Source organism: Serratia sp. PL7, assembly GCF_945957435.1.
Map to the genome: position 1 here is coordinate 357503 of NZ_CAMFLB010000001.1, position 25673 is coordinate 383175.

The following is a 25673-nucleotide window of genomic DNA, read 5'->3' on the forward strand; positions in this document are numbered from 1 at the left end:
GACAGGGTTCATAAAGGGGCGGCGGGGAAGCGCCCCGTGCCTCTGAACGATTGTTCGATACCGTACGTAAAAAGATGAATACCTCGCACTGCGTTTGCAAAATACGTGGATGTACGTTCAGCCTTGCAGTATCCACGTATGCCTTTGCATGTTATCCCTGCGCCTCTCTGCTATAGCTTTACATCTATATAGTTACTGATCTATATTTTAGGGAGGTCCCGTGTGGGAAATTAAAACAACGGATGCATTTGATCATTGGTACAGATCGCTCAGCGATGCCGATCGGGCCGGCGTACTTGCCGCATTGATGGTCCTGCGGGAAAAGGGGCCGGGTCTGCCCAGACCCTATGCCGATACGGTTAAAGGCTCACGTTACAGCAATATGAAAGAGTTGCGCATTCAGTGCCGAGGCGAACCGTTGCGGGCATTCTTCGCTTTCGATCCGTACCGTATTGGCATCGTGCTTTGCGCGGGCAATAAAGCTGGTAATGAAAAGCGTTTTTACGATCGGATGATCCAGGTTGCCGATCGGGAATTCACGAACTGGCTGAACACATTAAACGAGAAGGAGTGACGCGATGGGCAGAACGTTGGAACAGCTTATTGCGGATGAAAAGCCCGAGGTCGTGGCCAAAGCGCAGGCGCTGGCGGCGGACATCATGCTGAACATTCACCTTGCCGAGCTGCGTGAAAAAGTACAGAAAACGCAGGTTGAAATGGCGCAGGCGCTGGGGATCAGGCAGCCGACCGTTGCCGTAATGGAAAAACCGGGCCGCGATCTGAAACTGTCTTCGCTTAAACGCTATGTTGAGGCGGCCGGCGGCAAACTGCGCCTGGACATCGAACTGCCGGACGGCTCTCACTACGAGTTTGTGCTGTAAGCGCTAACGGCAGAAAGGCACAAAGCCCGCTCAGATTCCCCGGTGCGGGCTTTGTGCTTTGACACAAGCAGGCGGCCGTGAAAGCAACGAGGCTCAAGACGGGCAGGCTGTCTGAGCGCTTTCGTTTGGGCCGGATAGCGTTAAACAAGCCACGCGCACTCCCTTCGCGATGTCTTGCTTGCCCGTAACTGTCTCCTTGCTCCTTAGCTGAAACGATACAAATTATGTTGATAAGTAGCTCGTTTCATGTGCAAAAACTCAACGTCTTTCATTAAAACTGCGATGGAATTCGTATTTTTATCGCGCTATTTCTTCAAATACTCACCCGGTGAAGCTCATCACATTTCTTTAACCTGCTTAACAGTAGATTTTCCTTGTTTAGAAAAAATCGATTCAGCTAAAGGGGAAGGGAAATGAAAAAGACATGGGTTATGGCGGTGTTTTCGGCCCTGATTTCAGGGCAGGCGGCGGCGCAGAGTTGGGTGCTGACCAGCGCTGAAGATGGCGTGGAGAAAGGAAACTGGAAGATTTCGAGTGAGGCGCTGAAGGTGAAGGATAAAACGTTCAGCATTGAGCAAAAAGTGTTGCACGGCGGCAAGCAAGAAGGCAGCAAAGTCGTCATTATCCGCAGCGAGGATGGCCTGACCATCACGCTGAGCCCCACCCGCGGCATGAATCTCCTGCGGGCAGAAGGCTTTGGCGCGAAAATGGGATGGGATTCCCCGGTCAAAGAGGTGGTCAACCCCGCCTTTATCAACCTGGAAAGCCGCAATGGGCTCGGCTGGCTGGAAGGTTTCAATGAGATGATGGTGCGTTGTGGCTATGAGTGGACCGGTCATCCGGTGACCGAAGGAGGGCAAATGTACACGTTGCACGGCAAAGCGGGCAATACGCCGGCCTCGCGGGTTGAGGTTGAGGTCGCGGATACGGCGCCGTATGAAATTCGTGTTCGCGGCCTGATCAAAGAGAGCACATTCAAAAAAGCCGATCTGCAAACCCTGACCGAATTGCGCTATGTGCCCGGCAGCAACAGTTTCCGCCTGCATGATGTGTTAACCAACCGGGCGGATTATTCCCATGACTACCAGATTATTTATCACAGCAATTTCGGCGCACCGATTCTGGAAAATGGCGCCCGCTTCCTGGCGCCGATGGCCAGCATCAGCCCGTTTAACGACTATGCCAAAGCCGGGCTGAAGACCTGGGCAACCTATGCCGGTCCAACCAAAGGGTTCGATGAAATGGTCTTTAACATTAAGCCATTATCGGATCCGAATCATCAGACACTGGCGGCGCTGGTCAATAACGCGGGCGACAAAGGGGTGGCGATTCAGTTCGATACCCGCCAGTTGCCCGTCCTGACGCTGTGGAAGAATACCGATACGTTAAAACAGGGGTATGTGACGGGGATTGAGCCGGGCACCAGCTATGCCTACCCGGTCACTATTGAGCGTGAACAAAAACGCGTTAAGCAGCTGCAGCCTGGCGCCAGTGCGCAGTTTGATCTGACCTATACCTTGCTGCACAGCAAAGCGCAGGTGGCGGATCTGGAGAAGAAGATTGCGGATATTCAGGGCAAGGTAAAAATTGAAGAGAATGACGCGCCGATAGCCAAAGAGTAACGCTGCCTGTCGATGCATTTAGCGTTAAAGCAAAAAGCCCGCTTAAGTTTCCTTAAGCGGGCTTCTCTAAATATGGCTCCTCTGACTGGGATCGCCTTTGCCAGTAACTGGCTAAAAAGTAAGCTAAACCTGAATTACCTTTCTGTCAAGACCACCAGAATGACCACCATAAATGTACATGGATGCGTACATATGAATAACATAAAGATTGCTGGTAATAGTAAGCACCTAAAGTTATCAACTCTCAATACTACCGACACCATCCTATACATACGAAAAAATTAATGACTAATCTTGAAGGTTGCTCATAAATAGCCTTAGCATATTAGTGTTAAACATTTTCTCAACTCACCCCTCTTTTATGTTTTGGCATATAGATGGACGGAATGTCTAAAAACCATAATGGCTGCAAAAAGAGCGATAACATTTTTTTAATTCAGCAGATTTATTAGCATTCGCGCTTGAAGAATAAAAAACATCAAAATATTTTGAGAATGTTTTTTTATCTTTTCTAAGATCTCCAGTCCATTCAAATTGTTGAGCAATCCCATCAAGAAGGAGGTTGAAAATTTCATCATTTAATTCTTTTACAACATTATCACATACTGAAATAATAGACTGTATTGCATCATAACTAATAATAATTGGTTTTTCTAAAAAAGTATAATGTTGTTCAAGGCCAAGTTTTAAAGCATTCTTTGTACCTAATAAACCTGAACGATGAACTATACAATGCCGTAGTTGGCATACTTGTTCATACTTCTGCAAAGCAGATATTACAGATGGTGATTTTTGTCTATCTATACGTAATCCGGTAAATATCTTAATGGTGTCAAGTATATTTGATTCAGAGATGAATGTGGCATCTTCTAATAAAGCTTCTGGTAGAATACTTTTTTCATGATAAACAGCTGCAGCATAGCTTACGTTATTTTTGAAACTGAATGACCTTGCTTGTTTATCAACAATCAATACTCTGCGTATAATACAACGGCAATAGCTTTCAACTAATGATATAAATCCCAGCATGATAAGGTTTACAAGCAATTTCCATTCATCTGATTCGCTTGGTTCACCTAGTAATCTGATATGAATGTTTTTTTTGCTATTGTAAATATCTATAGCAGAAAACTGAGGTTCTTGATAACTTTGATCAAAAAAATTTATTGTATTAATGTTTGGCGTGATTTTTTGCCCAGATATATTATATGAAAATTTATTATTATTCATGATTTTTTCTGCCATTTAAGCTAAAAACTCGTTAACCCATGAGCGAACTTTAAATTCTAATGCTGCAGCTCTTTTCTGCGCGACCTGTCTAACTTTCATAAATTCTGTCGCTGTGTTTTTAGATGAAATAACATCCTCAACTGTTTTGAAATTAGTTTGTTGGATTACTGCCTTTTGGAATTTTGTTAAAGGTAGTTCAAGTAAGTTTTTCTTCATACACAAACGAAAAGATGATTCATCGATAAGTTCTTTACCGCAGTTATGACAGAATTTCTGATTGTCCGATAACCGTTTTTCACCACAATTAGAGCAGTTTGGTAATGTTAACGATATTTTTTCAAAATGTTCCTTAGACAATAACGAAAAAAAAGACCTTCGCAAGGGATGTTTTTCAGAACGAGATGTTAATATTTCAACCAGTCTCGTTGCACTAAATCCTCGGCTAATTGAAAACGTTTTTTCCTTTATAAGGAAAGCATAATGTGGTGTAAAGCGGCGTAATTTTCTCTCGCGGCCATGCGAGGTGCTAGTATATTCATAAAGGAGACCTGCTTCGATTAAGAAACTAATTATTCTTTCTATTTTGTCAGAATCCATATCTTCAATACCGACTGAAACTGTTTTTTTATAATTAGCCTTATCCTTTTGTATGTTTTCATAATTTATTGTTTTTAAATCCATCAATATTTTATTGAAAAGTTCCCATCCAGATTTAATATATTCACCATATTGAGGTAATTTATCAATAATTGAAATATACTCGTCATAGGTGTACTTGCATCTGTCTTCAATAACATGATTGAATTTTGCTTGTTTAGTTTTAGATTTTGACTCAGAATAAGCTCTTATCAAATTAATATAAGCTCTTGGGATTCCGAATGATGCATAAATAAGAAGGGTGTTTATATCTTTATCTTCAACGACTTGGTTGTTAAATCTTTCCTTGACGAGCGCATACATAAAATCTATGTATTCACTTTGTTCAACGTCTTGCCATATTAATACAGGTTCAGCATCTTGACCTAAATGAAATCTTGGACCATATTGTGTCGTGCCTGGATATACTGATGCCTTAGGTGATATTCTTGAAGTCTTAATGCTCCTGAAAATATCAAAAAACTCAACCATATATTCTTTTGTTAAGGTAAGTGCAGCATCATCAAAGAACAGAACGGATCTTTTTCTGTTTTGTGAATTTGCACAGGTATCAATTATTGATTGAACAATATCAATATTTAGTGATGTAATTATATTGTTATGCTCTGGCAAATAATTCTGCTTCTCAATATCTATAATGAAGTTTTTAATATCATCTATAGAAATATCATCAAAAGGGAAAATATCATAATCCTCATGACATGCATTTATTATCTTGGCGAGGACCCATGTGTGAAAAATCTCGATAGCATTTGAAGTTTCATGAATGTATGTTTCTAGACGTAGATAATGATTAAACGACACATATAGTGGAAGAGGGAGTGATTTATTTTTCCTGCATTCAAGATAAGCGTGTCGCATATAATGAGTTTTACCAGAGCCTCTCGGTCCCACCAAGAGTTTTGCTCCAACTTGCGTTAGTTTTTTTTGTACTGAGTAAAAATGGCTATTATTTGGAGACCAACGTACAAGGACATCGTCCGGAAGGTAGTCGGCTCTTTCCTCAAACTCAAAGCTGTCAAGATCGTCTGGGAGATTTTCGATATGGTTTGTAGTCATAAACAATCTCTTTGATTGTAAACAGGAATTTAGTTAAGATAACACAAGGATTTAATAAACAGTAGAATTATAAATAAGTGGTTGAATTTAAACAGTTTTATACAGAGAGCAACGTCAGTGAGATGCTTGCATCCATGATTGAGCAGTCGTACCCACAAAGTTGCCTAGAGTTAAGTGCAGGAGAGGGGGCTCTAATCGATGCATTGGTGAAACGTTTTCCAGATATTAAAATAACGGCTGCAGATATTGATGCAAAGAATGTAGAGTTTCTCAATAATAAACATCCTGATGCTGTTTGTTATTATATCGATTCGACCACTCCAGAGCTATTTGCTCTTGTGCCATGTGAATCATTTGATGTTGCTGTATGCAATCCACCATTTAAATTCATAGAAGTTAATGATTATTTATTGTCCTTAATCACAAAGATGACATCGAAGGTTATTAATGCAAAAAAAATTAGGGCGGAAATAGTTTTTTTAATCTTAAATATTATGAAGATAAAGAAAGGAGGTGAATTAGCTATAATTCTTCCGGATATGTTTTTCTCTTCAAAGTCTTTTGTTTGGCTAAGGTCGTTTTTAATTTCGAATTTCGAAATTAAAAAAATTATCGAATGCAATCATAAGTCATTTAAAAAAACAGAAGCTAAAACACATATCTACCACATTAAGAAAAATGTACCTTCAAAATCACAAAGATTAGTTTTAGTGAGGAATTGTACTACAATTTCATTAAGTTATAAGGAGTTTATAAATGAAAAAATAATTCCTCAGAATGATAGTATTGATAATTATTTCCATCTTTTTAGAGGAAAGAAAACGGGTAAAGAATGTCGGGCGTCTAAAAAATCATTCTTCCACACTTCATCATATAGCAATCCATCAGAGTATCAAAGAGGGGAGCCGCCAGTAAACGAATGCTTGGTTAAATCTGGAGATATTTTGATCGCTAGAGTAGGAAGTAGAGTTCTCGGGAGAACCATTTTGTATGCAGGCACAGATGCGATATTAAGTGATTGCGTGTTTTGTTTGAGGATAAATGACTCGGCTCTAAGAGATTATATTTTCCAAGCATGGGAAAAAGATAAGGCTCAATGGTTAGATTATTATGCAACAGGAACGTGTGCTAAGCATATTAGTCTGGAAAATTTCAAAAGCTATATTAGAATTAAATTGAGAAAATATTTTTCATCAGATATGAAATTCGGTTAGAAAAAAGAAGCAAAGAATGACTAATACTCTGCTTCTTTTTCTAATCTAGCTAATTATATATTTCTAATTCATATGAGTAAATTTGCCCAATTCCTTTACTTCGATTAGCTGATTTTTCGGGGAAGTCGTAAATTGCGCCTATTTGATTATCCACGTTATTTTTTGATATGTTATTTATTAGAAAAACACAAATTCCGATAGCAGTAGGTTTTGTTCCTAAAGATGTTATAACAATTTTGTTATGTTCAGATATAATATCATTAAGAAGTTCATTAACTGCATAGGGATTAGAGCCTGGGTATGTTATTAATTCTGAGTTCAACATATTAAAATATTTCATATGCCGTTTTAATGAAATGTTTTCCCATCCTGCTTTATAAGCGGGAATAGCAAGGTGAGCCAATAGTTGTTTATAACTGGCACCATCATCATGCTCTAAAATGTGACCTAACCTAGAATTTTCAAATCCCAGAAAAGATACTAGAGTTGCTTTATCATCCGAATTAGATTGATTATCTAGAGCAAAAGCCGGTAATGCAATAAATGGATAACGTTTGTCACTCAGTACAAATTCGTCATCACCTTCTTTAGATACTTCTTTTGCATATTCTTTCGGCTCTACATATATTATAGTGCAATATAAATGTTTTCCTGACTTATTCATGGAATCCAATAGGTATAGAAGTTCAGGGAATCCTAGTGAAGTTGAATCAATTAAAACTCTACTGATATCGGATGAAATGAAGAATTCTTGTAATCTGAATATTTTATATTGCGTTGAACCTATCGTTATTGAATAGTTTGTCTTATCAAACGTAATCGCATAATTTGGGGTAACTTTTATTTGATTTAAAACAGTATTTGTTCGTTCATCAATTGCTTTACCACAAAAGAAAACATCATATTCTTCAGTACAACATGAATCTATAGTTGGGTTTTGTCTTATTCTATTTATTGTGATCATAAAAGCCCCAGTTGTTTTACCACATCATTTGTATTTTCTAAAGGCTCTTCATCTAAATCCCACTTGGTAATAAAGCTTTTTAATAATCTATTGAATTTATTATCATCAGCAGTAAATATTATAGTTAAACTTTCTTTGTTTAATTTTAATTTTTTCTTCTTCCTGTAGCTTATCCCAAAATGTGCGGATAATACAGGGTGAAGTACATAATCCTTAACTTCTAAAGATTCTGAGTTTTTTTGTTTAGTACTATGTTCTTCGATAAGGACAGACCAGATTATTGCTTCATTAAGTAACGTGCGAGTATCTTCGTTTAGTTCTGTTTCATCAGATAGATCCAGAGAGAAATGATTAATTTCTACTTCACTTTGACTTTTTCTAGTTTGGCTATATGAATATATTCTCCCCAATCTAGTTGCTATTTTTTTTAAATGAGAACCATGTGAACCTAAATCAGATATTTTTTCTAATTCTAGTCCGCTTGTTTTTTTTGTTGCCCTAGATTGAATATTTACGGGGATTTTGTCAAGCCTTCTCGAGGAAGTCTTGGCATTAAATTGCTCATTCAACAATACAGATTGATGACATAACTCCAGAAAATGTCTTATGTTACCTCTTGAGAGTAAAACGTATTGTTTGTAACCGGAATAAAAAGGACAATCTTTTGAAGGTGATTTTTTATATATTAAAAGAATTACACCTACCAAATAATTATGAATCCACTGTTGATATTTATTTGAAGTTCCTCCTTTGTATTCCTCGAATTGTTCTAGCAAAACATGAGGTAATGTATTGCTTCTATTTAATATGGCAGCATTAACTAAACTGGCCTCAGGAAATTTTATGTCAATAAATTGTTCTGCATTTAATACTTTTGATTTTTTATGCAAAACCAGCCCATCGGCTATAATTGCTAATAACTTATCATAAAGTGAATTATCGCTGAAAATATTTTGAGCCATTTCACTATATGTTAAGCTTGGCAAAAATCTTTCAGCTAAATTCCTTATTTCTTTCAAATAATCATGAGTTTGTCTGTATTCTAGGTTTTCTTCTTTACGAACAAAAAGATTAAGTTGCTTCTGATCAAAAAATTCCTCCAGTCTTAAAGCCAATACTTCTCCAGCAAATACATCAAAATTATTATTATAATGTTTTTCCAAATCAATTGTTCTATAATCATTCCTTTCAACAATTTTTTCATTGCCTAAAGTATCATGAGATATTATGGCATTTTTCTTATGAGCTATGCTGAAAATTAACTGTTTTTCCCCATGTTTCATTAATGTATTAATTATTATTTGCTGCGATTCTGTAAGATTTTCAAATTCGTCAATGAATATATGATATGTTATGTTTTCAAGTTCACTAACAGCTGTATTTAGCTCATTAGCAATAAGTGACAAAGTTCCTTTTGTGTTTAACGAAAAAGGAGGTGTTTCTGTGAATGGAGAATTGATCCAGTTGCATAATGTGAATAATGAATTTTGTAATATTTTCTTTGCTTCAAATAAATAAATCTTATCACTTTTAACAGATAATTGGTTTGTTATGCTTTCGGGAATTTCGATATTTTTTATCGATATTTTAGAATTTTCTGATAATTGATTATGATTAATCAACGTCTGGAGTAACTTATTATATTCTATTAATATAGACAACGTCATATAGCTGTTAAATGCACTTGACCAATATTGTCCAAGCCAATTTTGTGATATATGTTGTGTAAATGATGTATCAGGTCTCCAATAAAGCCCTAGGTTCTTCAAATTTTTTAAATCAATATCAGATCTATTTGAACTCAAAATTGTTGGAAAGCAATAGTATTTTAAATACATCGTCTTTCCCGACCCTCTCCCTCCTACGATCACGCAGGCCTTTGAGGCATCACTAATATCAATTTCATGATTATTTATAGGAAGAACATACTTTGAATATACGTCATCAGGAAACTCTTCTGTACGATTTTTGGCAAATACGGAGCTTAACATGTTAGCCATTTTTACCTCTTAAATAATTCGTTCCAGTTTTCATCTTTATGTACTATCATGGAAATATTGTTATTGGGTGTTGATTTTGAAAATAAATAGGTTAACTCAAAACCGCCATATCCAAGATTTCCATTAATACTTATACCTTTGCTTTTGCACACATGAAGATAGAATTTTTTGAAGTCTTCCTCTGTAAGTCCTTCAACTGCTCCTAGCATTTTATTTTCCTTAGTAAAAAAACTATGTGATTCGTCTATTATTTCTACTGGCTTAATTACTAGGTTATCAAATTTACCTTCAAGATCTTGATATGTTTTATTTACGGCTGAGAATGGTATGTAAATAAATTTAATATCACTTTCATGAAATTTTCTTTTGGTGAAGAAATTTTCGAGTTGTGATCCCGTTCCGATTATATCGTCAAACAAAATGATAGCTTTTATATTGTTATTTTGATTTTGTGTGACACTATGTGAGTTGATTCCTAGAGTGCTATCAAAAAACAATTTTTGTAATGTATTCAGGATGATGCTACTACTTTTAACTGCTTTGTTATCCACATCATCAATGGCTGTAAATCTAATTGGAATACTTCTACAATTGCGACCATTCAAGAGTTTCATCCAGTCTTTTATATTGCTTACTTTATATATTCCTTCTTGCTCGAGCAGTTGAGGCAACATGATTTGAAATATATCAGCGCCTATAGACTTAATTGACTCTTCATTTCTGAATATCAAGGAGTTTAAAATGGCCGCGCTTAAGTATTTTTCGTCTCGACTTTGAAAATTATCAATCCATTTATTTAATGTTCGAATGTTTATATTGTCTATGTATTTGTATTTAATCATGCCTCTGGCATTTTCAAAGGACTTTTCAATTAAGAAATCATATCGCTCATCAATATTTAAATTCATTGTTTTTCCAATGTGTTAATCTAAGTTACTTGGATAAATAGAGGATTAACGATAATTCTGGTTATTAAAGATAATTAGCTGAGATGATTTTGGCTATAGCTACCGCAATCAATGCACATTTTCTTCATGATAAGAGATTAAAAGAAAGAAATCAATATGTTAATAATGTATTAATCTTGTGCTAGTCAAGAGAAGTTAAAGTCCCGCCTATCTAAATCTCCAACTGATGACTGCAAGAACATTTCCCCCTACGGAGGAAGGGGCGCTACACCCGGCTATGCAGGGGCAAGTTTTTTCTCCCGTGTGATTTCCGTTCCCGTATCGGCTTCCGGTTAATCGTTTCCCAACACAACCCGTCCTGCAAGGGTAAATGGCACGCATTCTGCGCCCTTGCAAGACAGAACGCTGCCGGGAAAGCGAACCGTCAGGCGATACGAAGACGAAAATCACACACTGACGGAGAGAAAACCATGACGATTTCCCTGCATACCCAGACTAGCGCCCCTAACACCGCAGCGGCAACCAGCGTATCCCCGCTGGACCCGTCAGGCTCCTCAAAAACGAAATTTTCTAAAACCAGAGCCGACATTTATCAGACCGTTACCGACAACATCATTGCAGCACTTGAAGGCGGTGTAAAACCGTGGTCCTGCCCGTGGCAGCGTGTAGATGGCATGTCTGGTCTGCCTTCCAATTACGCCACTGGTGCGGCTTATAGTGGCATGAATATCATGTTGCTGTGGTGCAGCGCATCTAAACAGGGTTTCAGCGATTCCCGCTGGATGACTTACAAACAGGCACAGGCAGCAGGTGGACAGGTTCGCAAGGGTGAGCATGGCACAACAGCCATTTTCTACACTACGCTGGAGAAGGAAAACGCCGCCGGAGACGTTGAACAAATCCCGATGCTGAAAACTTTCACCGTGTTTAACGTTCAGCAAATCGACGGTTTGCCCCTGACTACGGAAACCGTAAGCCCGGAAGCAACCTTTAACCCGTTGCCGCAGGCTGAGAACCTGTTACGGAAGAGTGGCGCAAACATCATCGAGAAAGGACAAAACGCCTTTTTCAGCCCATCAACTGATGAAGCCTGGTTACCGGAGCGCCATCTGTTTTCGGATGCAGCTAACTTCTACGCTACCGGTCTGCATGAGCTGGTTCACTGGAGCGGGGGTAAAAAACGCCTGAACCGTGAAATGAAAGGGAAGTTTGGCAGTGCGGATTATGCAGAGGAAGAACTGGTGGCGGAGTTGGGATGTAGTGGTCAAGTAATATTGGCCACGGTTTTACAGTAAGAACGGTACCTGTTCTCTGATTCTTCCGGCGTCAGCCCTCCGTTATAGTGGTGTGGTCTGACGCTATTGTAGTAATTCAATATATAGCGATTGATTTGCCGCCGGGCTTCGTCTTTGCCCACGTAGCCATTCGCTGGTACCCATTCTGTTTTCAGGCTGCGGAAGAAGCGTTCCATCGGGCTGTTATCCCAGCAGTTTCCCCGCCGACTGACGCTTTGCTTTATTCTGTAACGCCAGAGAAGTTGCTGATATTTCAGGCCTGTATACTGGCTTCCCTGATCGCTATGGAACATGACATCACGCGGTTGGCTACGCGTCTCATATGCCATCCGCAGAGCGTTGCTTATCAATGCTGTATCGGCATTCGCTGACAGACTCCAGCCGATAACTCTGCGGGCAAAAAGATCCATTACGACCGCCAGATAGCACCAGCGATTTCCTGCCCAGATATAAGTAATATCTCCGCACCATACCCGGTCTGGCTCCGGTACAGCGAACTGGCGCTCGAGCAGATTCGGCAGGCATGTATGCTCCTGACGGGCATTTTTGTACTGATATTTTCCGGGCTGACAACTGCTCAGGTTCAGGGATTTCATCAGACGCCCGGCACGGTAACGGCTCATCGGAATGCCGTTTTGGGTCAGCATTTCAGCCAGAGTGCGCGCGCCAGCAGAGCCACGGCTCTGGTTCCATGCCCGACGTATCTCGCTGTACAACCTGACTCGCGCCGGATTAATAGTATCGCATCGTTTCTGCCAGTACCGGTAACTGCTACGGTGTACTCCCAGAGCGGAACAAAGTCTGACTACCGTGTGGCTGTCACTCAGCCTGGCAATTATCGTGAACCGTTCAGTGAGTCGGACATCAAGAGCGCGGTAGCCTTTTTTAATATCGTATTCTGTTCCTCCAGGCGGCGAACCTGCTTTTCCAGCTCGCGGATACGCTGCTGCTCTGGGGTAATGGGGGTGGCAGAAGGCGTAATACCCTGACGCTCTCGTCTGAGCTGGCGTACCCAAGATTCAAGCGTGGTAGAACCAACATTAACCGCTTCACTGGCTTGTCGATATGAGTAACCCTTATCAACAATCAGCTGTGCACATTCCAGCCTGAACTCAGGGTTAAAAGTACGCTTAGTTCTCTTGTTCATTAAGTCACCTATTTTATGTTGAGGTGAGAATATCACCTTTAATCAGGTGGCCAAATTCACTGTGCCACTACAAACAGCCAGCCGGGTTAATTCCCATCCCTGACGATAACCATCAATTCGACTCAATAGTTCGGGTAGTCGTTCAAGGGGAAGGGCTGGGTAGTGTCGTTTAACCGGTGCTGTGATGATACCTTCGAGATTCGACGCCGGATTGCTCTCAATCATTCCCTGATGCACGGCATGACGCATGATGTTGCACATATGCTGCCGGGTACGTGCTGCGACTTCCAGCAGACCTTTTTGCTCAATGCCTTTCAGCAGGTCGATAAAGTGACGAGGTTTCAGTTCAGCTACTGGCAAGTGTCCTATCACAGGAAATATATGATTGTTCATGCTGGCAAGCAGACGGGAGGCGTGGTTCTCTGACCATGTTCTGTTGCTTTTATGCCAGCTCAATGCAACGTGCTTAAATGTTTTTTCCGGTGAGCGGGCTGCTTTCTCTGCGATACGTTGCTGTGATGGATTGATATTCTGCGTCAGCAGCTTGCGTATGCCATCACGTTGCTGACGAGCATAAGCCAGAGAAACATCGGGATAGGCACCTAAGCCGAGGCGGGATTCTTTACCATTGATACGATATTTGAGATACCAGAGACGTGAACCGCCTGGATTGACTAAAAGGTACAGTCCATGAGAATCGGAAACTTTGAAAGGTTTAGCGGATGGTTTTAAGCTACGGATTTTAGTGTCGTTCAGAGACATATGGTGGTCACTCCATAATCGAACTGAAATGACCCCAAATCAGACCACCAATCTTGCCCGATGCGGAGGGGGAAATGAAAATGCATCGGGAAGACTTTTCACGCTAACCTGTTGAATCTAAATCGTATAAAGATTCGTGAAGATGCATGAAAACAAGAATTTGGCTCCTCTGACTGGACTCGAACCAGTGACATACGGATTAACAGTCCGCCGTTCTACCGACTGAACTACAGAGGAATCGTGTGAACGGGGCGAATAATAGCGGGGCGCCTGGGGTTTGTCAAAGCGCTAAACTGCAAAAAAAGTGCGTTTGCTGAGGGAATGAGCACCTTGCGCTGTTTTTCGGCATTTTCCATCGCTATGCGTTGATTTTTGCATCCCAAATCGTTTTGACGCCGCTTGCACACGCCTTTGCACGGCGATGGTGCAGGGCCGTTCTCCCTCCCATACTTCCTCTCGCGTTAGCCGTATTGCCCAGTCCCCGGCTAACGCCGCCACACGCCGCGCCGCAACTGATATGTAGGATGAATAAGCAAACAATATGTATTCGTCGTCACAATGGCTGGATTTTTGCTTACCCATTTTTGGGGAATGCGACTGCGCTCTCAAGAAAATTATTTTCCCCGTCTACACATAAAGTGACTGATCCGCGCCCCAGGGCGTTTCGCTACAACAGTGCTGAGGAAGATAACAATGTCATCGAAATTGATAAAAAGTCCGCTCGCTGCTTTGCTCATCGGTTGTTTAGGTACGGCGTTTTCCGCGCAGGCCGATATTGTCATCGGCGTCGCCGGGCCGTTCTCCGGGCCGAACGCCACATACGGCGATCAGTATTGGCGCGGGGCTTCGCAGGCAGCGGCGGATATCAACGCCGCCGGCGGCATCAAAGGGGAAAAAATCAAACTGGTGCAGGGGGATGACGCCTGCGAACCGAAGCAGGCGGTCGCGGTCGCCAACCGGCTGGTGGATCAGGACAAGGTCTCGGCGGTGGTCGGCCACTTCTGCTCCTCTTCCACCATGCCCGCCTCCGAGGTGTATGACGAGGCCGGCATCATCGCCATTACCCCCGGCTCCACCAACCCGCAGATCACCGAGCGCGGCATGAAGACGATGTTCCGCATGTGCGGGCGCGACGATCAGCAGGGGGTGATCGCCACCAACTACATGCTGGATACCCTGAAGGCCAAACGCATCGCGGTGATCCACGATAAAGACACCTACGGCCAGGGGCTGGCGGACGCAGCGAAGGCGGCAATGAACAAGCGCGGGGTCAAGGAAGTGCTGTATGAGGGGCTGTCGCGCGGTGAGAAAGATTTCAACGCGCTGGTGACCAAGATCGCCTCGGTCAAGCCGGACGTGGTCTACTTCGGCGGCTGCCATCCGGAAGCCGGGCCGCTGGTGCGCCAGATGCGCGAGCAGGGCGTGACCGCCAAGTTCTTCTCCGGCGACTGCGTGGTGACCGAAGAGCTGGTGACCGCCGCCGGCGGGCCGCAGTACACCAACGGCGTGCTGATGACCTTCGGCAACGATCCGCGTCAGATCGCGGAAGGCAAGGCGGTGATCGCCAAGTTCCGCGCCAGCGGTTTTGAACCGGAAGGGTACACCCTCTACTCCTATGCCTCGATCCAGGCGATCGCCGCCGCCTTCAACGCCACCGGCGGCAAAGACAGCGCCAAGGCCGCCGAATGGCTGAAGTCGCACGATGTCGACACCGTGATGGGCAAAAAAGCCTGGGATCAGAAGGGCGACCTGAAGGTCTCGGACTACGTGGTCTATCAGTGGGATGACAAGGGCAAATATCACCAGCTTTGAACAACCCAATACTGACGTTGTGACTCTATGACAGACGGGCTCGCCGCCCTGGCGAGCCCGTTCCGCGATGACCTTTGGGCCGCGTCGGACTGCGTTGGCGGCCTTACCAGGCGAGACTGCTCATTATGGATGTATTCTTTCTGCAACAGCTGATCAACGGCCTGACCCTCGGTGCGGTGTATGGCCTGATCGCCATTGGCTACACCATGGTTTACGGCATCATCGGCATGATCAACTTCGCTCACGGTGAGGTGTACATGATCTCCGCCTACCTGTGCGCCATCGGTTTGGCGCTGCTGTCGTTCTTCGGGCTGCACTCGTTCCCGTTGCTGATCCTCGGCACGCTGGTGTTCACCATCGTTATCACCGGGGTGTACGGCTGGGTGATCGAGCGTATTGCCTACAAGCCGCTGCGCAACTCCACCCGCCTGGCGCCGCTGATATCCGCCATCGGCATGTCGTTAATCCTGCAAAACTACGCGCAGATAAGCCAGGGGCCGCGCCAGCAGGGTATCCCTACGCTGCTGAGCGGCGTGTTCCGCCTGGAGTTCGACGGCGGCGTGGTGCAGATCACCTACACCAAGGTGTTCATTCTGGTGGCGTCACTGCTCGGCATGGCGATCCTCACCTACATCATTCAGCGTACCCGGCTAGGGCGCATCTGCCGCGCCACCCAGCAGGATCGCAAAATGGCCTCGATTCTCGGCATCAATACCGATCGGGTGATCTCGCTGGTGTTTGTGATCGGTGCTGCCATGGCCGGGCTGGCCGGGGTGCTGATCACCATGAACTACGGCACCTTCGATTTTTACGTCGGCTTTATCATCGGCATCAAGGCCTTCACCGCCGCGGTGCTGGGCGGCATCGGCTCGCTGCCGGGCGCGATGCTGGGCGGGCTGCTGCTCGGGGTGGCGGAGGCGCAGTTCGCCGGCATGGTGAACTCGGATTACAAGGACGTGTTCTCCTTCGGGTTGCTGGTGGCGATCCTGATCTTCCGTCCGCAGGGGCTGCTCGGCCGGCCGCTGATCGCCAAGGTTTAAGGAGAACGCCATGTCGCAATCCGTGATCAACGGCGGGCTGGACGTTAAACGCAGCCTGCTGGACGCCGTCTTGGCCGGGCTGATCGCCCTGATCGTGTTCGGGCCGATCGTCGGCATCGTGCTGAACGGCTACAGCTTCAACTTCGAACCGCACCGGCTGGTGTTGATTATCGTCGCGGTGATGGTCGGGCGGCTGCTGCTGAGCCTGTTCCTGCAAACCGCGCCGGGGCGCAGAGTGCTGGCGCGCTTCGACGGCGGCAACGACGGCGTCTACGTACGGCCGCTGGGCGATAAATCCAACCTGCGCTGGTTCCTGCCGCTGATGGCGGCGATCGCGCTGCTGTTCCCGTTCGTCGCCACCAAATACCTGCTGACGGTGGCGATCCTCGGCCTGATCTACGTGCTGCTCGGGCTGGGGCTGAACATCGTGGTCGGGTTGGCGGGGCTGCTCGATCTGGGGTACGTGGCGTTTTACGCCATCGGCGCCTACGGGTTGGCGTTGGGCTACCAGTATCTCGGGCTGGGGTTTTGGGCGATGCTGCCGCTGGGGGCGCTGATGGCGGCGTTGGCGGGCGCGCTGCTGGGTTTCCCGGTGCTGCGCATGCACGGCGACTACCTGGCGATCGTCACGCTCGGGTTCGGCGAGATCATCCGGCTGGTGCTGAACAACTGGATGTCGCTCACCGGCGGGCCGAACGGCATTTCGGTGCCGGCGCCGACGGTGTTCGGCCTGGAATTCGGCCGGCGCGCCAAAGACGGCGGCGTGCCGATCCACGAGTTTCTCGGCATCGATTACAACCCGAATCTCAAGTTCATTTTCATCTACGCGGTGCTGTTTTTGGTGGTGCTGCTGGTGCTGTACATCAAGCACCGGCTGACGCGCATGCCGATCGGCCGCGCCTGGGAGGCGCTGCGCGAAGATGAGATCGCCTGCCGCTCTCTCGGGCTGAACCACGTGCTGGTGAAGCTGTCGGCGTTTATGCTGGGCGCCTCCACCGCCGGGCTGGCGGGGGTGTTTTTCGCCACCTATCAGGGCTTTGTCAATCCGACCTCGTTCACCTTCTTCGAGTCGGCGCTGATCCTGGCGATCGTGGTATTGGGCGGCATGGGGTCTACCCTTGGCGTGGTGCTGGCGGCCTTCGTGCTGACGGTGGCGCCGGAGCTGCTGCGCAGCTTTGCCGAATACCGGGTGCTGTTGTTCGGCGTGCTGATGGTGGCGATGATGATCTGGCGGCCGCGCGGGCTGGTGCGCATCAGCCGCGCCAGCTTTGCGGAACGCAAGGGGGTGGCGCCATGAGCGACGCCATTTTGCGGGTGGAACACCTGATGATGCGCTTTGGCGGCATCAAGGCGCTGAACGACGTCAATCTGGAGGTGGAGCGCGGCTCCATCACCGCCCTGATCGGCCCCAACGGCGCCGGCAAGACCACGGTGTTCAACTGCCTGACCGGTTTTTACCGCGCCACCGGCGGCGCGATCCTGCTCAATACCCACAAGCGGCCAACCGATGTGATCCAGGTGCTGGGGCAGAAGTTTCGCGCCGGTGATTGGATACGCCCGAAGCGGCTCGGTTCGCGCCTCTATTACAAGATGTTCGGCGGCACCCACCTGGTCAACCGCGCCGGGCTGGCGCGTACCTTCCAGAATATCCGCCTGTTCCGCGAAATGTCGGTGGTGGAGAACCTGCTGGTGGCGCAGCACATGCAGAGTAACCGCAACCTGATCGCCGGGGTGCTGAATTCGCCGGGCTACCGCCGGGCGGAAAGCGCCGCGCTCGATCACGCCTTCTACTGGCTGGAGGTGGTAGATCTGGTGGACTGCGCCAACCGGCTGGCGGGGGAGATGTCCTACGGCCAGCAGCGGCGGCTGGAGATCGCGCGCGCCATGTGCACCGCGCCGGAGATGATCTGCCTCGACGAGCCTGCCGCCGGGCTGAACCCGGTGGAGACGGCCACGCTGAGCCGCATTATCCGCTTCCTGCGCCAGCATCACGGCATCACGGTGCTGCTGATCGAGCATGATATGGGCATGGTGATGGAGATCTCCGATCGGGTGATCGTGCTCGATCACGGCGACGTGATCGCCCGCGGCACGCCGCAGGAGATCCAGCACAACGAGGCGGTGATCGCCGCCTACCTGGGCGCGGACGAAGAGGAGCTGGCGGGATGAGCGAGGCGATGCTGGAATTTCGCGAAGTGGACGTGTTTTACGGGCCGATCCAGGCGCTGCGCAAGGTGTCGCTGCAGGTTAACGCCGGGGAGACGGTGGCGCTGATCGGCGCCAACGGCGCGGGCAAATCCACGCTGTTGATGTCGATCTTCGGCCAGCCGCGCATCGCCGGCGGGCAGATCCTGTTTGGCGGCGAGGACATCAGCCGCCGCTCCACGCACTTTGTTGCCAGCAGCGGCATCGCGCAGGCGCCGGAAGGGCGGCGCATCTTTCCGGACATGAGCGTAGAGGAGAACCTGCTGATGGGCACCATCACCGTCGGCAATCGCTACCTGGAGGAGGATTTGCCGCGCATGTTCGAGCTGTTTCCGCGCCTGAAAGAGCGGCGCAACCAGCGGGCGATGACCATGTCCGGCGGTGAGCAGCAGATGTTGGCGATCGCCCGCGCGCTGATGAGCCGGCCGAAGCTACTGCTGTTGGACGAGCCGAGCCTGGGGCTGGCGCCGATCGTGGTGCGGCAGATCTTCGGCGTGCTGCGCGAGCTGACCCGCAGCGGCATGACGCTGTTTCTGGTGGAGCAGAACGCCAACCACGCGCTGAAGCTGTCCGATCGCGGTTATGTGATGGTCAACGGCCAGATCCGCCTCACCGGCAGCGGCCAGGAGCTGTTGAACGATCCGGAGGTGAGAAAGGCCTATCTGGGCGGCGGCTGAGCGCCGCCCCACGGGCAGGGATGCCCGCGTTCATCCCTCGATGGCGCTTCGTTCTTGATCGTCGTAGCGCGAGCGGGCCGCTCTGAAGGAGCCGGCGGAGGAGATAATCCACGACCAGAGCGGCAGCATGTTGAGCAGCATCTCTTCCCCCGCGTCGGTGATGGTGTAAACCACGCGGGGCAGTTTTTCCTGATAATCGCAGCGCGATATCAGGCCGTCCCGCTCGAGATGGCGCAGCGTCCGCGTCAGCATTCTCTGCGTCACGCCCGCCAGTTGGCGGCTTATCTCGCCGTGGCGCAGCGGCCCGTGAGTGCCCAGGATATGCAATACCCCCAGCGACCAACGGTTGCCCGCATGCGCGAGGATCTCACGCTTCAATCCTTCATCGTCGTTGCTCAGTTCTTCACAGAACGCCTGCGAAAATTGCAGCAGCGCTTCCCGATCGCTCGTCATATTCCTCTCCGGTATCACGCGTGTACCTAATTGAACCCGTTTTTGTCAGCTGTCAGGATGGCGCAGTGTCAAGACAGGAGGCAAGAATGAAATCCACAAATCCATCTATCCATACCGTGCTCATACTCGGCGCCGGTGAACTGGGGCTGCCGGTATTGCGTGCGATGAGCCGGCAGGCTCGGTTATCTCCATCTTTAAAAATCAGCGTGCTGCTCCGGCCGGAGGCTGCACGCGCCGTCAGCGGCCCGCTCCGGGCGCGGCGGGATGCGCTGGCGCGGCTCGGCATCGCCGTGGTGGAAGGCGATCTGCAGCAAAACGGCGTGGAGGCGCTGAGCGCGCTATTCCGTTCCTTCGACGCGGTGATCAACTGCAGCGGCTTTGTCGGCGGGGCGGGCACGCAGATAAAGATCACCCAGGCCGTCTTGCTGGCGGGCGTGGCGCGCTACTTCCCGTGGCAGTTCGGCGTGGACTACGATGTCGTGGGTAAAGGCAGCGGGCAACAGGTGTGGGATGAACAGCTTGAGGTGCGTCACCTGCTGCGCGCGCAGAGCGCAACGGAGTGGGTGATTGTTTCCACGGGCATTTTCACCAGCTACCTGTTTGACCCCGGCTTTGGCGTGGTGGACGCGGCAAGCAAAACGGTGCGCGCGCTGGGCGACTGGCGCTACGCGGTGACGCTGACCACCCCTGAGGACATTGGCCGGCTGACGGCCGCGATTTTTTTCCATCGGCCCGCGTTTCGCAACCAGGTAGTCTATATCGCTGGGGACACGCTGACCTACCGCGAGCTTGCCGATGTCATGCAGGCGCACTGGGGCGTTGAGGTCAACAGAGTCTTGTTGGACAAAGAGCGGCTGCAGGAGGAGGTGCGGAACCATCCGCGCGACGTCGGCGCCAAATACCGGCTGGCTTTCGCCCGCCCCGACGGCGTGGCCTGGGATAAGGCGAAAACCTTCAATGCGCGCCAGGGCATAGCCACCACCACCGCCGAGCAGTGGCTGGCGCAGCAATGGCCGATCTCTCAGGACGGTTAGTCGCCTGAGCGCCGGAATCAGAACTGGCGCTGCATCCAGCGCACGTTCAGCCGCACCAGGGCGATGATGGCGCTGGAGAGCAGCCGCAGCCCGCCGGGCATGTCGCGGCGGCGGATGTCCAGCAGCAGCACGGTGCGCACCTGCGGGCTGTCGTTCCACACCTCGTGTTCGAAGGTATCGTCCCACAGCATGAACTCCCCTTCGTGCAGCCGGTATTCGCGGCCGTCCACTTTCAGCACCGCCGCGGGTACGCCGTCGGCGCGTTTGGGCATGTCCAGCACCAGATAGCCGCGCAGAATGCCGCGAAACGGCCCGCGGTGGGGCGGCACCTGCTTGCCGGGCGCGAGGAAGGAGAGCGAGGCGGACAGTACGTCCGGCGACGAAGCGATCAGCGCCGCCAGCGTCGGGCAACGCGCCAGGTTGCGGTCAATCGGCTGGCCGTAGGCCTTCATGATGAACATGCGCCAGTCGCGCGCGTCGTTGGCGGAGATCGATTCCTGCTGGATCATGATCTCGTGAAAACGGGGAATATTGTGCAGATCGTGGGCGACGGTCAGCGCCTCTTCGCGGATCTGCCGCCATTGGGCGGTGAAACGTTCGGCGTCGGGGAACAGCGCGGCGCTGTCGAGCACTGGTTTGCCCTGAATGCGGCGATCGTAAACATTGCGCAATGCGAGCACGGACCAATCATAAATCGCAGACATAATGACCTCGCCTCAGAAAACGCCAAAGGGACACTGCGCGCGGTTCTTCGGCGCGGCGCGTCCTGTGTGGCGGCCGGAGGGGAAGAGCGGCAGGAAAAATTGGTACGCTTCAAGAGATTAGCACAGCATTTGTGCAACCGTGTGTCTGCGAATGTGTCGAAATGCGGCGAAAAAAACCACACAATTAAAGTGTGACGCGTATCGCATTTAGCGGGCCGGTTGGTTAAAATATCGCTACTTGCCCGCACCTGTCCGGATTTTGTTTACCATGGAACACGCTCCCGTTTCGCGCTCAACCGCCTGGTTGCGCGTGGTTATCCTCGCCGTCTCGGCCTTTATCTTCAACACCACCGAATTTATCCCGGTCGGTCTGCTGAGCGATATCGCCGCCAGCTTCTCGATGCAAACCGAACAGGTCGGCCTGATCATTACCATTTATGCCTGGATCGTCGCCGCCGCCTCGTTGGCGTGCATGCTGCTGACCAGCAAAATTGAGCGCCGCAAGCTGCTGATCGGCGTGTTCATGCTGTTTATCGCCAGCCACGTGCTGACCGCCGTGGCCTGGGACTTCACCACGCTGGTTATCTCGCGCGCCGGCGTGGCGCTGGCGCACTCGGTGTTCTGGTCGATCACCGCCTCGCTGGCGATCCGCGTGGCGCCGCCGGGCAAGAAAGCCCAGGCGCTGAGCCTGCTGGCGGGGGGCACCGCGCTGGCGATGGTGCTCGGCCTGCCGCTCGGGCGGGTGGTGGGGCAGTTGCTCGGCTGGCGCATGACCTTTATCGGCATCGCGGTGTGCGCCACCCTGGCGCTGGTGCTGCTGTGGCGCCTGCTGCCGGTGCTGAAAAGCGAACATTCCGGCTCGCTGGCCAGCGTGCCGCTGTTGTTCAAACGCCCGGCGCTGGTGGCGCTGTACATGCTGACCGTCATCGTGGTGACGGCGCACTTCACCGCCTACAGCTACATCGAGCCGTTTATCCAGACCGTGGCCGGGCTGTCGGAGAACTTCACCACGCTGATGCTGCTGCTGTTCGGCGCCGCCGGCATCGTCGGCAGCCTGCTGTTCAGCCGCTACAGCGAGCGTTTTCCTTCCGGCTTCTTTATCGGCGCCATCGTGCTGCTGGCCTTGAGCCTGCTGCTGCTGTTGCCGGCCGCCGGCAGCGAAAGCCACCTGACGGTGCTGTGCATCTTCTGGGGCATGGCGATCATGGCCATCGGCCTGTCGATGCAGGCCAAAGTGCTGAGCCTGGCGCCGGACGCCACCGACGTGGCGATGGCGATCTTCTCTGGCCTGTACAACTTCGGCATCGGCAGCGGCGCGCTGCTGGGCAACCAGGTGAGCCTGCATCTGGGCATGGGCAACATCGGCTTCGTCGCCGCGCCGTTGGCGCTGATCGCTCTCGGCTGGTGCCTGCTGAGCGTCTATCGCAGCGAACGGCTGCAGCAGCACCACAGTCGTTAATCTACCGATTCGGGATGCCGCTGCGGCATCCCGCGCTGCATTTTCCTGCTATAAAACAGGCTGCTGCAGCGTTTTATGCTTAACTTTTTTTCATAGTCTGCTAATTAAAAATTTAACTCCGACGCCGCTTCGCTAGCATAGAAAGTCATCAAAAATGTTAATGCGAGGTTAACGGTGAGTGAATCTGTAGCGGCGTCGCCGATCCATGCGCGGGATTTGGCAGCCAGAATCGACGCCTTGCCCGCGTCGGCCGGCCTGTGGCGCTTTATTATTCTGCTGTCGCTGGGCGGTTTTTTCGAACTCTACGATCTGTTCCAGACCGGCTATATCAGCACCGGCCTTATCGCCGACGGCATTTTCCACACCGGCGCGCAGGGTGTCTTCGGCGTATCGGATCAGGCGGCCTTTGCCTCCGCCACCTTTCTCGGCCTGTTCGTCGGCGCCAGCCTGCTGAGCCCGTACGCCGATCGCTTCGGCCGGCGTGCCACCTTTATGTTCGCCCTGATCTGGTATGGCGCGTTCTCGCTGCTGCTGGCGTTTCAACAGCAGGCGGAATGGGTGATCTTTCTGCGTTTTCTGGTGGGCGTTGGGCTCGGTATCGAGCTGGTGACCATCGACACTTACCTGACGGAATGGGTCCCCGCGCACTTGCGTACCCGGGCTTTCGCCTTCGCGTTCTTCGTGCAGTTTCTGTCGGTGCCGGCGGTGGCGCTGATGTCCTGGTGGCTGGTGCCGCAGACGATTTGGGGCCTGAGCGGCTGGCGCTACGTGGTGATCGCCGGCGCGCTGGCTTCGCTGGTGATCTGGCTGGTGCGCAAGGGGCTGCCGGAGTCGCCGCGCTGGTTGGTGCAGCAGCGGCGCTATGCGCAGGCCCGGCAGGTGATGCGGGACATGGAGCGGCGCTGCGGCGTGGCGGTCACGGATTTTCCGTCGCGCCCGGTGGACGATGCCGAGGGGGCGCCGCTGCGCGGCCGCTTTCGCGACATCTGGGCGCCGCAGTATCGCGATCGCACGCTGATGCTGGTGGTGATGAACTTCTTTCAGGCCATCGGTTTCTTCGGCTTCGGCAACTGGCTACCGGCGCTGCTGTCGGGCAAGGGCGCTTCGGTCACCCACAGCCTGCTGTACGCTTTCTTCATCACGCTGGCTTACCCGCTGGGCTCGCTGCTGTGCAGCTTCTACGCCGACAAGATGGAGAACAAGTGGCAGATCGTGTTGTCCTGCCTGGTGACGGTGATCTTCGGCTCGCTGTTCGCACTGCAGAACAACCCGCTGTGGCTGATCCTGTGCGGCTTCTTCATCACCTGGTCCAACGCCTGGCTGACCTACAGCTACCACTCTTACCAGTCCGAGATCTTCCCGACCCATATCCGCGCCCGCGCCGTCGGCTTCTGCTACTCCTTCAGCCGCCTGTCGACGGTGTTCAGCAGTATCATCATCGGTATTATCTTGCAGTACGGCGGTTCGCTGGGAGTGATCGCGTTTATCGTTGCCAGCATGCTGATCGTGATGCTGGTGATCGGGCTGTTCGGCCCGAAAACGCGCGGCATCGATCTGGAAAACATCTGACGTTTTGCGCCGGCGGTGACGCCGGCTTCTTCAGCAAAAAAATTCGCGATCATGCGAAAATTATTCCGTTATCACTGCCTTTGCGCCTGCCGTACTGTTAACCCGTACAAAATCCAATTCGATACCGAGCGGGGAACACGTCATGAGCACCCTTACCGCGCCCGATGGCGCACGCATTTTCTATAAGGATTGGGGCCGCGGCCAGCCGATCCTGTTCTCCCACGGTTGGCCGCTGTCCGCCGACGCCTGGGACAACCAGCTGCTGTTTTTCGGCCAGAGCGGATTCCGCGTGATTGCCCACGATCGCCGCGGCCACGGCCGTTCCGATCAAACCTGGCACGGCAACGACATCAACCAATACGCCGACGATCTGGCTCTGCTGATCGAAACGCTGGATCTGCGCGATCTGATCCTGGTCGGCCATTCCACCGGCGGCGGCGAAGTGGCGCGCTACATCGGCCGTCACGGCAGCGATCGGGTGGCGAAGGTGGTGCTGGTCGGCGCCGTGCCGCCGCTGATGCTGCAAACGCCGGTCAACCCTGAGGGCACGCCGATGGCGGCCTTCGACGGCATTCGCAGCGGCGTGGCGGGCAACCGCTCGCAGTTCTTCAAAGATTTGGCGGTGCCGTTCTATGGCCTCCACTGCGACGAGGTGGAGAGCAATGCGGGGCTGATCGACCACTTCTGGCTGATGAGCATGCAGGGCGGCGTGAAAGGGCAGTACGAGTGTGTGCGCGCGTTCTCCGAAGTGGATTATACCGCCGATCTGCTGGCGATCGACAAGCCGACGCTGCTGGTGCACGGCGATGCCGATCAGATCGTGCCGATCGGTGCCTCGGCGCTGAAAGCCGCTAAGCTTATGCAACAGGCGGAGCTGAATGTTTACGCCGGCGGTTCTCACGGTTTGGCGCAGGTCGATCCCGATCGCTTCAACGCCGATCTGCTGGCCTTCATCCAGAATTCGCCGTTTTAAGGGGGCGC

The 25673-nt window shown here is 50.2% G+C and carries 21 protein-coding genes, 1 tRNA gene and 2 pseudogenes; 14 read left to right on the plus strand and 10 right to left on the minus strand.

Features of this window, described 5'->3' with window-relative positions; genetic code table 11:
- Positions 1–220 precede the first annotated feature (220 nt).
- The 3 genes from N6G83_RS01730 to N6G83_RS01740 all read left to right on the plus strand — a co-directional run bounded on the left by N6G83_RS01730 (position 221) and on the right by N6G83_RS01740 (position 2503).
- Positions 221–574, plus strand: coding sequence for a type II toxin-antitoxin system RelE/ParE family toxin (locus N6G83_RS01730; protein WP_025303493.1), 354 nt, complete (start codon positions 221–223; stop codon positions 572–574).
- A 4-nt stretch (positions 575–578) separates the two neighbouring features.
- Positions 579–881: an XRE family transcriptional regulator gene (locus N6G83_RS01735; protein WP_016927038.1), complete on the plus strand. Its 303-nt coding sequence runs from the start codon at positions 579–581 to the stop codon at positions 879–881.
- A gap of 413 nt (positions 882–1294) precedes the next feature.
- A complete protein-coding gene (locus N6G83_RS01740) occupies positions 1295–2503 on the plus strand; it encodes an aldose 1-epimerase family protein (protein ID WP_260514431.1) in 1209 nt (402 codons plus the stop codon).
- 390 nt (positions 2504–2893) lie between these two features.
- Here the strand turns inward: N6G83_RS01740 and N6G83_RS01745 are convergent, their stop codons facing one another.
- Both N6G83_RS01745 and N6G83_RS01750 read right to left on the minus strand, forming a co-directional pair.
- On the minus strand, positions 2894–3733 hold the full coding sequence (locus tag N6G83_RS01745) for a hypothetical protein (RefSeq protein WP_135718557.1): 840 nt from the start codon (positions 3731–3733) through the stop codon (positions 2894–2896).
- Between the two features lie 15 nt (positions 3734–3748).
- Positions 3749–5449, minus strand: coding sequence for a zinc ribbon domain-containing protein (locus N6G83_RS01750; RefSeq protein WP_260514446.1), 1701 nt, complete (start codon positions 5447–5449; stop codon positions 3749–3751).
- A gap of 77 nt (positions 5450–5526) precedes the next feature.
- Between N6G83_RS01750 and N6G83_RS01755 the strand changes: the two genes are divergently transcribed.
- Positions 5527–6663 carry an N-6 DNA methylase gene (locus N6G83_RS01755; RefSeq protein WP_197832533.1) on the plus strand — a complete coding sequence of 379 codons (1137 nt, stop codon included), beginning with the start codon at positions 5527–5529 and terminating at the stop codon, positions 6661–6663.
- A gap of 49 nt (positions 6664–6712) precedes the next feature.
- On the opposite strand, the gene N6G83_RS01760 is transcribed toward N6G83_RS01755, so the two are convergent.
- Genes N6G83_RS01760 through N6G83_RS01770 form a run of 3 tightly spaced genes read right to left on the minus strand, consistent with a single transcriptional unit; the run spans position 6713 to position 10535 of the window.
- Positions 6713–7627 carry a hypothetical protein gene (locus tag N6G83_RS01760; RefSeq protein ID WP_197832534.1) on the minus strand — a complete coding sequence of 305 codons (915 nt, stop codon included), beginning with the start codon at positions 7625–7627 and terminating at the stop codon, positions 6713–6715.
- Positions 7624–9627 carry a hypothetical protein gene (locus N6G83_RS01765; protein WP_197832535.1) on the minus strand — a complete coding sequence of 668 codons (2004 nt, stop codon included), beginning with the start codon at positions 9625–9627 and terminating at the stop codon, positions 7624–7626. Before N6G83_RS01765 ends, N6G83_RS01760 begins: the two co-directional genes overlap by 4 nt.
- 2 nt (positions 9628–9629) lie before the next feature.
- Positions 9630–10535: a hypothetical protein gene (locus N6G83_RS01770; RefSeq protein WP_124988805.1), complete on the minus strand. Its 906-nt coding sequence runs from the start codon at positions 10533–10535 to the stop codon at positions 9630–9632.
- Positions 10536–11005: 470 nt separating this feature from the next.
- On the opposite strand from N6G83_RS01770, the pseudogene N6G83_RS01775 reads away from it, so the two are divergent.
- Positions 11006–11791 (plus strand): annotated as a pseudogene (locus N6G83_RS01775) (ArdC family protein); the annotation flags it as partial.
- A gap of 8 nt (positions 11792–11799) precedes the next feature.
- Here the strand turns inward: N6G83_RS01775 and N6G83_RS01780 are convergent.
- From N6G83_RS01780 to N6G83_RS01790, 3 genes and pseudogenes are all read right to left on the minus strand, one after another.
- Positions 11800–12977, minus strand: a protein-coding gene (locus N6G83_RS01780; RefSeq protein ID WP_260514448.1) for an IS3 family transposase whose coding sequence is annotated in 2 segments (ribosomal slippage) — positions 11800–12719 and positions 12719–12977 — 1179 coding nt in all. Because the reading frame shifts where the segments join, the coding sequence is not laid out codon by codon here.
- A gap of 72 nt (positions 12978–13049) precedes the next feature.
- A pseudogene (locus tag N6G83_RS01785) lies at positions 13050–13739 on the minus strand (tyrosine-type recombinase/integrase); the annotation flags it as partial.
- 161 nt (positions 13740–13900) lie between these two features.
- Positions 13901–13976, minus strand: a tRNA-Asn gene (locus N6G83_RS01790).
- 456 nt (positions 13977–14432) lie between these two features.
- Between N6G83_RS01790 and N6G83_RS01795 the strand changes: the two genes are divergently transcribed.
- The 5 genes from N6G83_RS01795 (at position 14433) to N6G83_RS01815 (ending at position 19473) form a co-directional block, all read left to right on the plus strand.
- The gene (locus N6G83_RS01795; RefSeq protein ID WP_016927040.1) at positions 14433–15551 is read left to right on the plus strand and encodes a branched-chain amino acid ABC transporter substrate-binding protein; all 1119 of its coding nucleotides are present in this window, start codon (positions 14433–14435) and stop codon (positions 15549–15551) included.
- A 125-nt stretch (positions 15552–15676) separates the two neighbouring features.
- Positions 15677–16591, plus strand: a complete 915-nt coding sequence (locus tag N6G83_RS01800; protein ID WP_004928592.1) for an ABC transporter permease subunit — start codon at positions 15677–15679, stop codon at positions 16589–16591.
- A 10-nt stretch (positions 16592–16601) separates the two neighbouring features.
- On the plus strand, positions 16602–17888 hold the full coding sequence (gene livM, locus N6G83_RS01805; RefSeq protein WP_260514450.1) for a high-affinity branched-chain amino acid ABC transporter permease LivM: 1287 nt from the start codon (positions 16602–16604) through the stop codon (positions 17886–17888).
- A complete protein-coding gene (locus N6G83_RS01810) occupies positions 17885–18760 on the plus strand; it encodes an ABC transporter ATP-binding protein (protein ID WP_260514451.1) in 876 nt (291 codons plus the stop codon). The genes livM and N6G83_RS01810 overlap by 4 nt, the downstream gene beginning before the upstream one ends.
- Complete coding sequence (locus N6G83_RS01815) at positions 18757–19473, plus strand: ABC transporter ATP-binding protein (protein WP_025303489.1); 717 nt, start codon at positions 18757–18759, stop codon at positions 19471–19473. Before N6G83_RS01810 ends, N6G83_RS01815 begins: the two co-directional genes overlap by 4 nt.
- A 30-nt stretch (positions 19474–19503) precedes the next feature.
- Here the strand turns inward: N6G83_RS01815 and N6G83_RS01820 are convergent, their stop codons facing one another.
- Positions 19504–19926 (minus strand): winged helix-turn-helix transcriptional regulator, encoded by a 423-nt coding sequence (locus N6G83_RS01820; protein ID WP_260514455.1) that lies wholly within the window; start codon positions 19924–19926, stop codon positions 19504–19506.
- A gap of 86 nt (positions 19927–20012) precedes the next feature.
- On the opposite strand from N6G83_RS01820, the gene N6G83_RS01825 reads away from it, so the two are divergent.
- Entirely contained in the window at positions 20013–20960 is a 948-nt protein-coding gene (locus N6G83_RS01825) for an aromatic alcohol reductase (RefSeq protein ID WP_260514456.1), read from the plus strand.
- Positions 20961–20977: 17 nt separating this feature from the next.
- On the opposite strand, the gene N6G83_RS01830 is transcribed toward N6G83_RS01825, so the two are convergent.
- Positions 20978–21664, minus strand: coding sequence for an aspartyl/asparaginyl beta-hydroxylase domain-containing protein (locus tag N6G83_RS01830; protein ID WP_025303486.1), 687 nt, complete (start codon positions 21662–21664; stop codon positions 20978–20980).
- Between the two features lie 268 nt (positions 21665–21932).
- On the opposite strand from N6G83_RS01830, the gene N6G83_RS01835 reads away from it, so the two are divergent.
- The 3 genes from N6G83_RS01835 to N6G83_RS01845 all read left to right on the plus strand — a co-directional run bounded on the left by N6G83_RS01835 (position 21933) and on the right by N6G83_RS01845 (position 25665).
- Positions 21933–23123 (plus strand): sugar transporter, encoded by a 1191-nt coding sequence (locus N6G83_RS01835; protein ID WP_049209254.1) that lies wholly within the window; start codon positions 21933–21935, stop codon positions 23121–23123.
- Positions 23124–23297: 174 nt separating this feature from the next.
- Positions 23298–24692 carry an MFS transporter gene (locus tag N6G83_RS01840; protein ID WP_187181963.1) on the plus strand — a complete coding sequence of 465 codons (1395 nt, stop codon included), beginning with the start codon at positions 23298–23300 and terminating at the stop codon, positions 24690–24692.
- A 142-nt stretch (positions 24693–24834) separates the two neighbouring features.
- The gene (locus tag N6G83_RS01845) at positions 24835–25665 is read left to right on the plus strand and encodes an alpha/beta fold hydrolase (RefSeq protein ID WP_043143107.1); all 831 of its coding nucleotides are present in this window, start codon (positions 24835–24837) and stop codon (positions 25663–25665) included.
- The last annotated feature ends 8 nt before the right edge of the window (positions 25666–25673 follow it).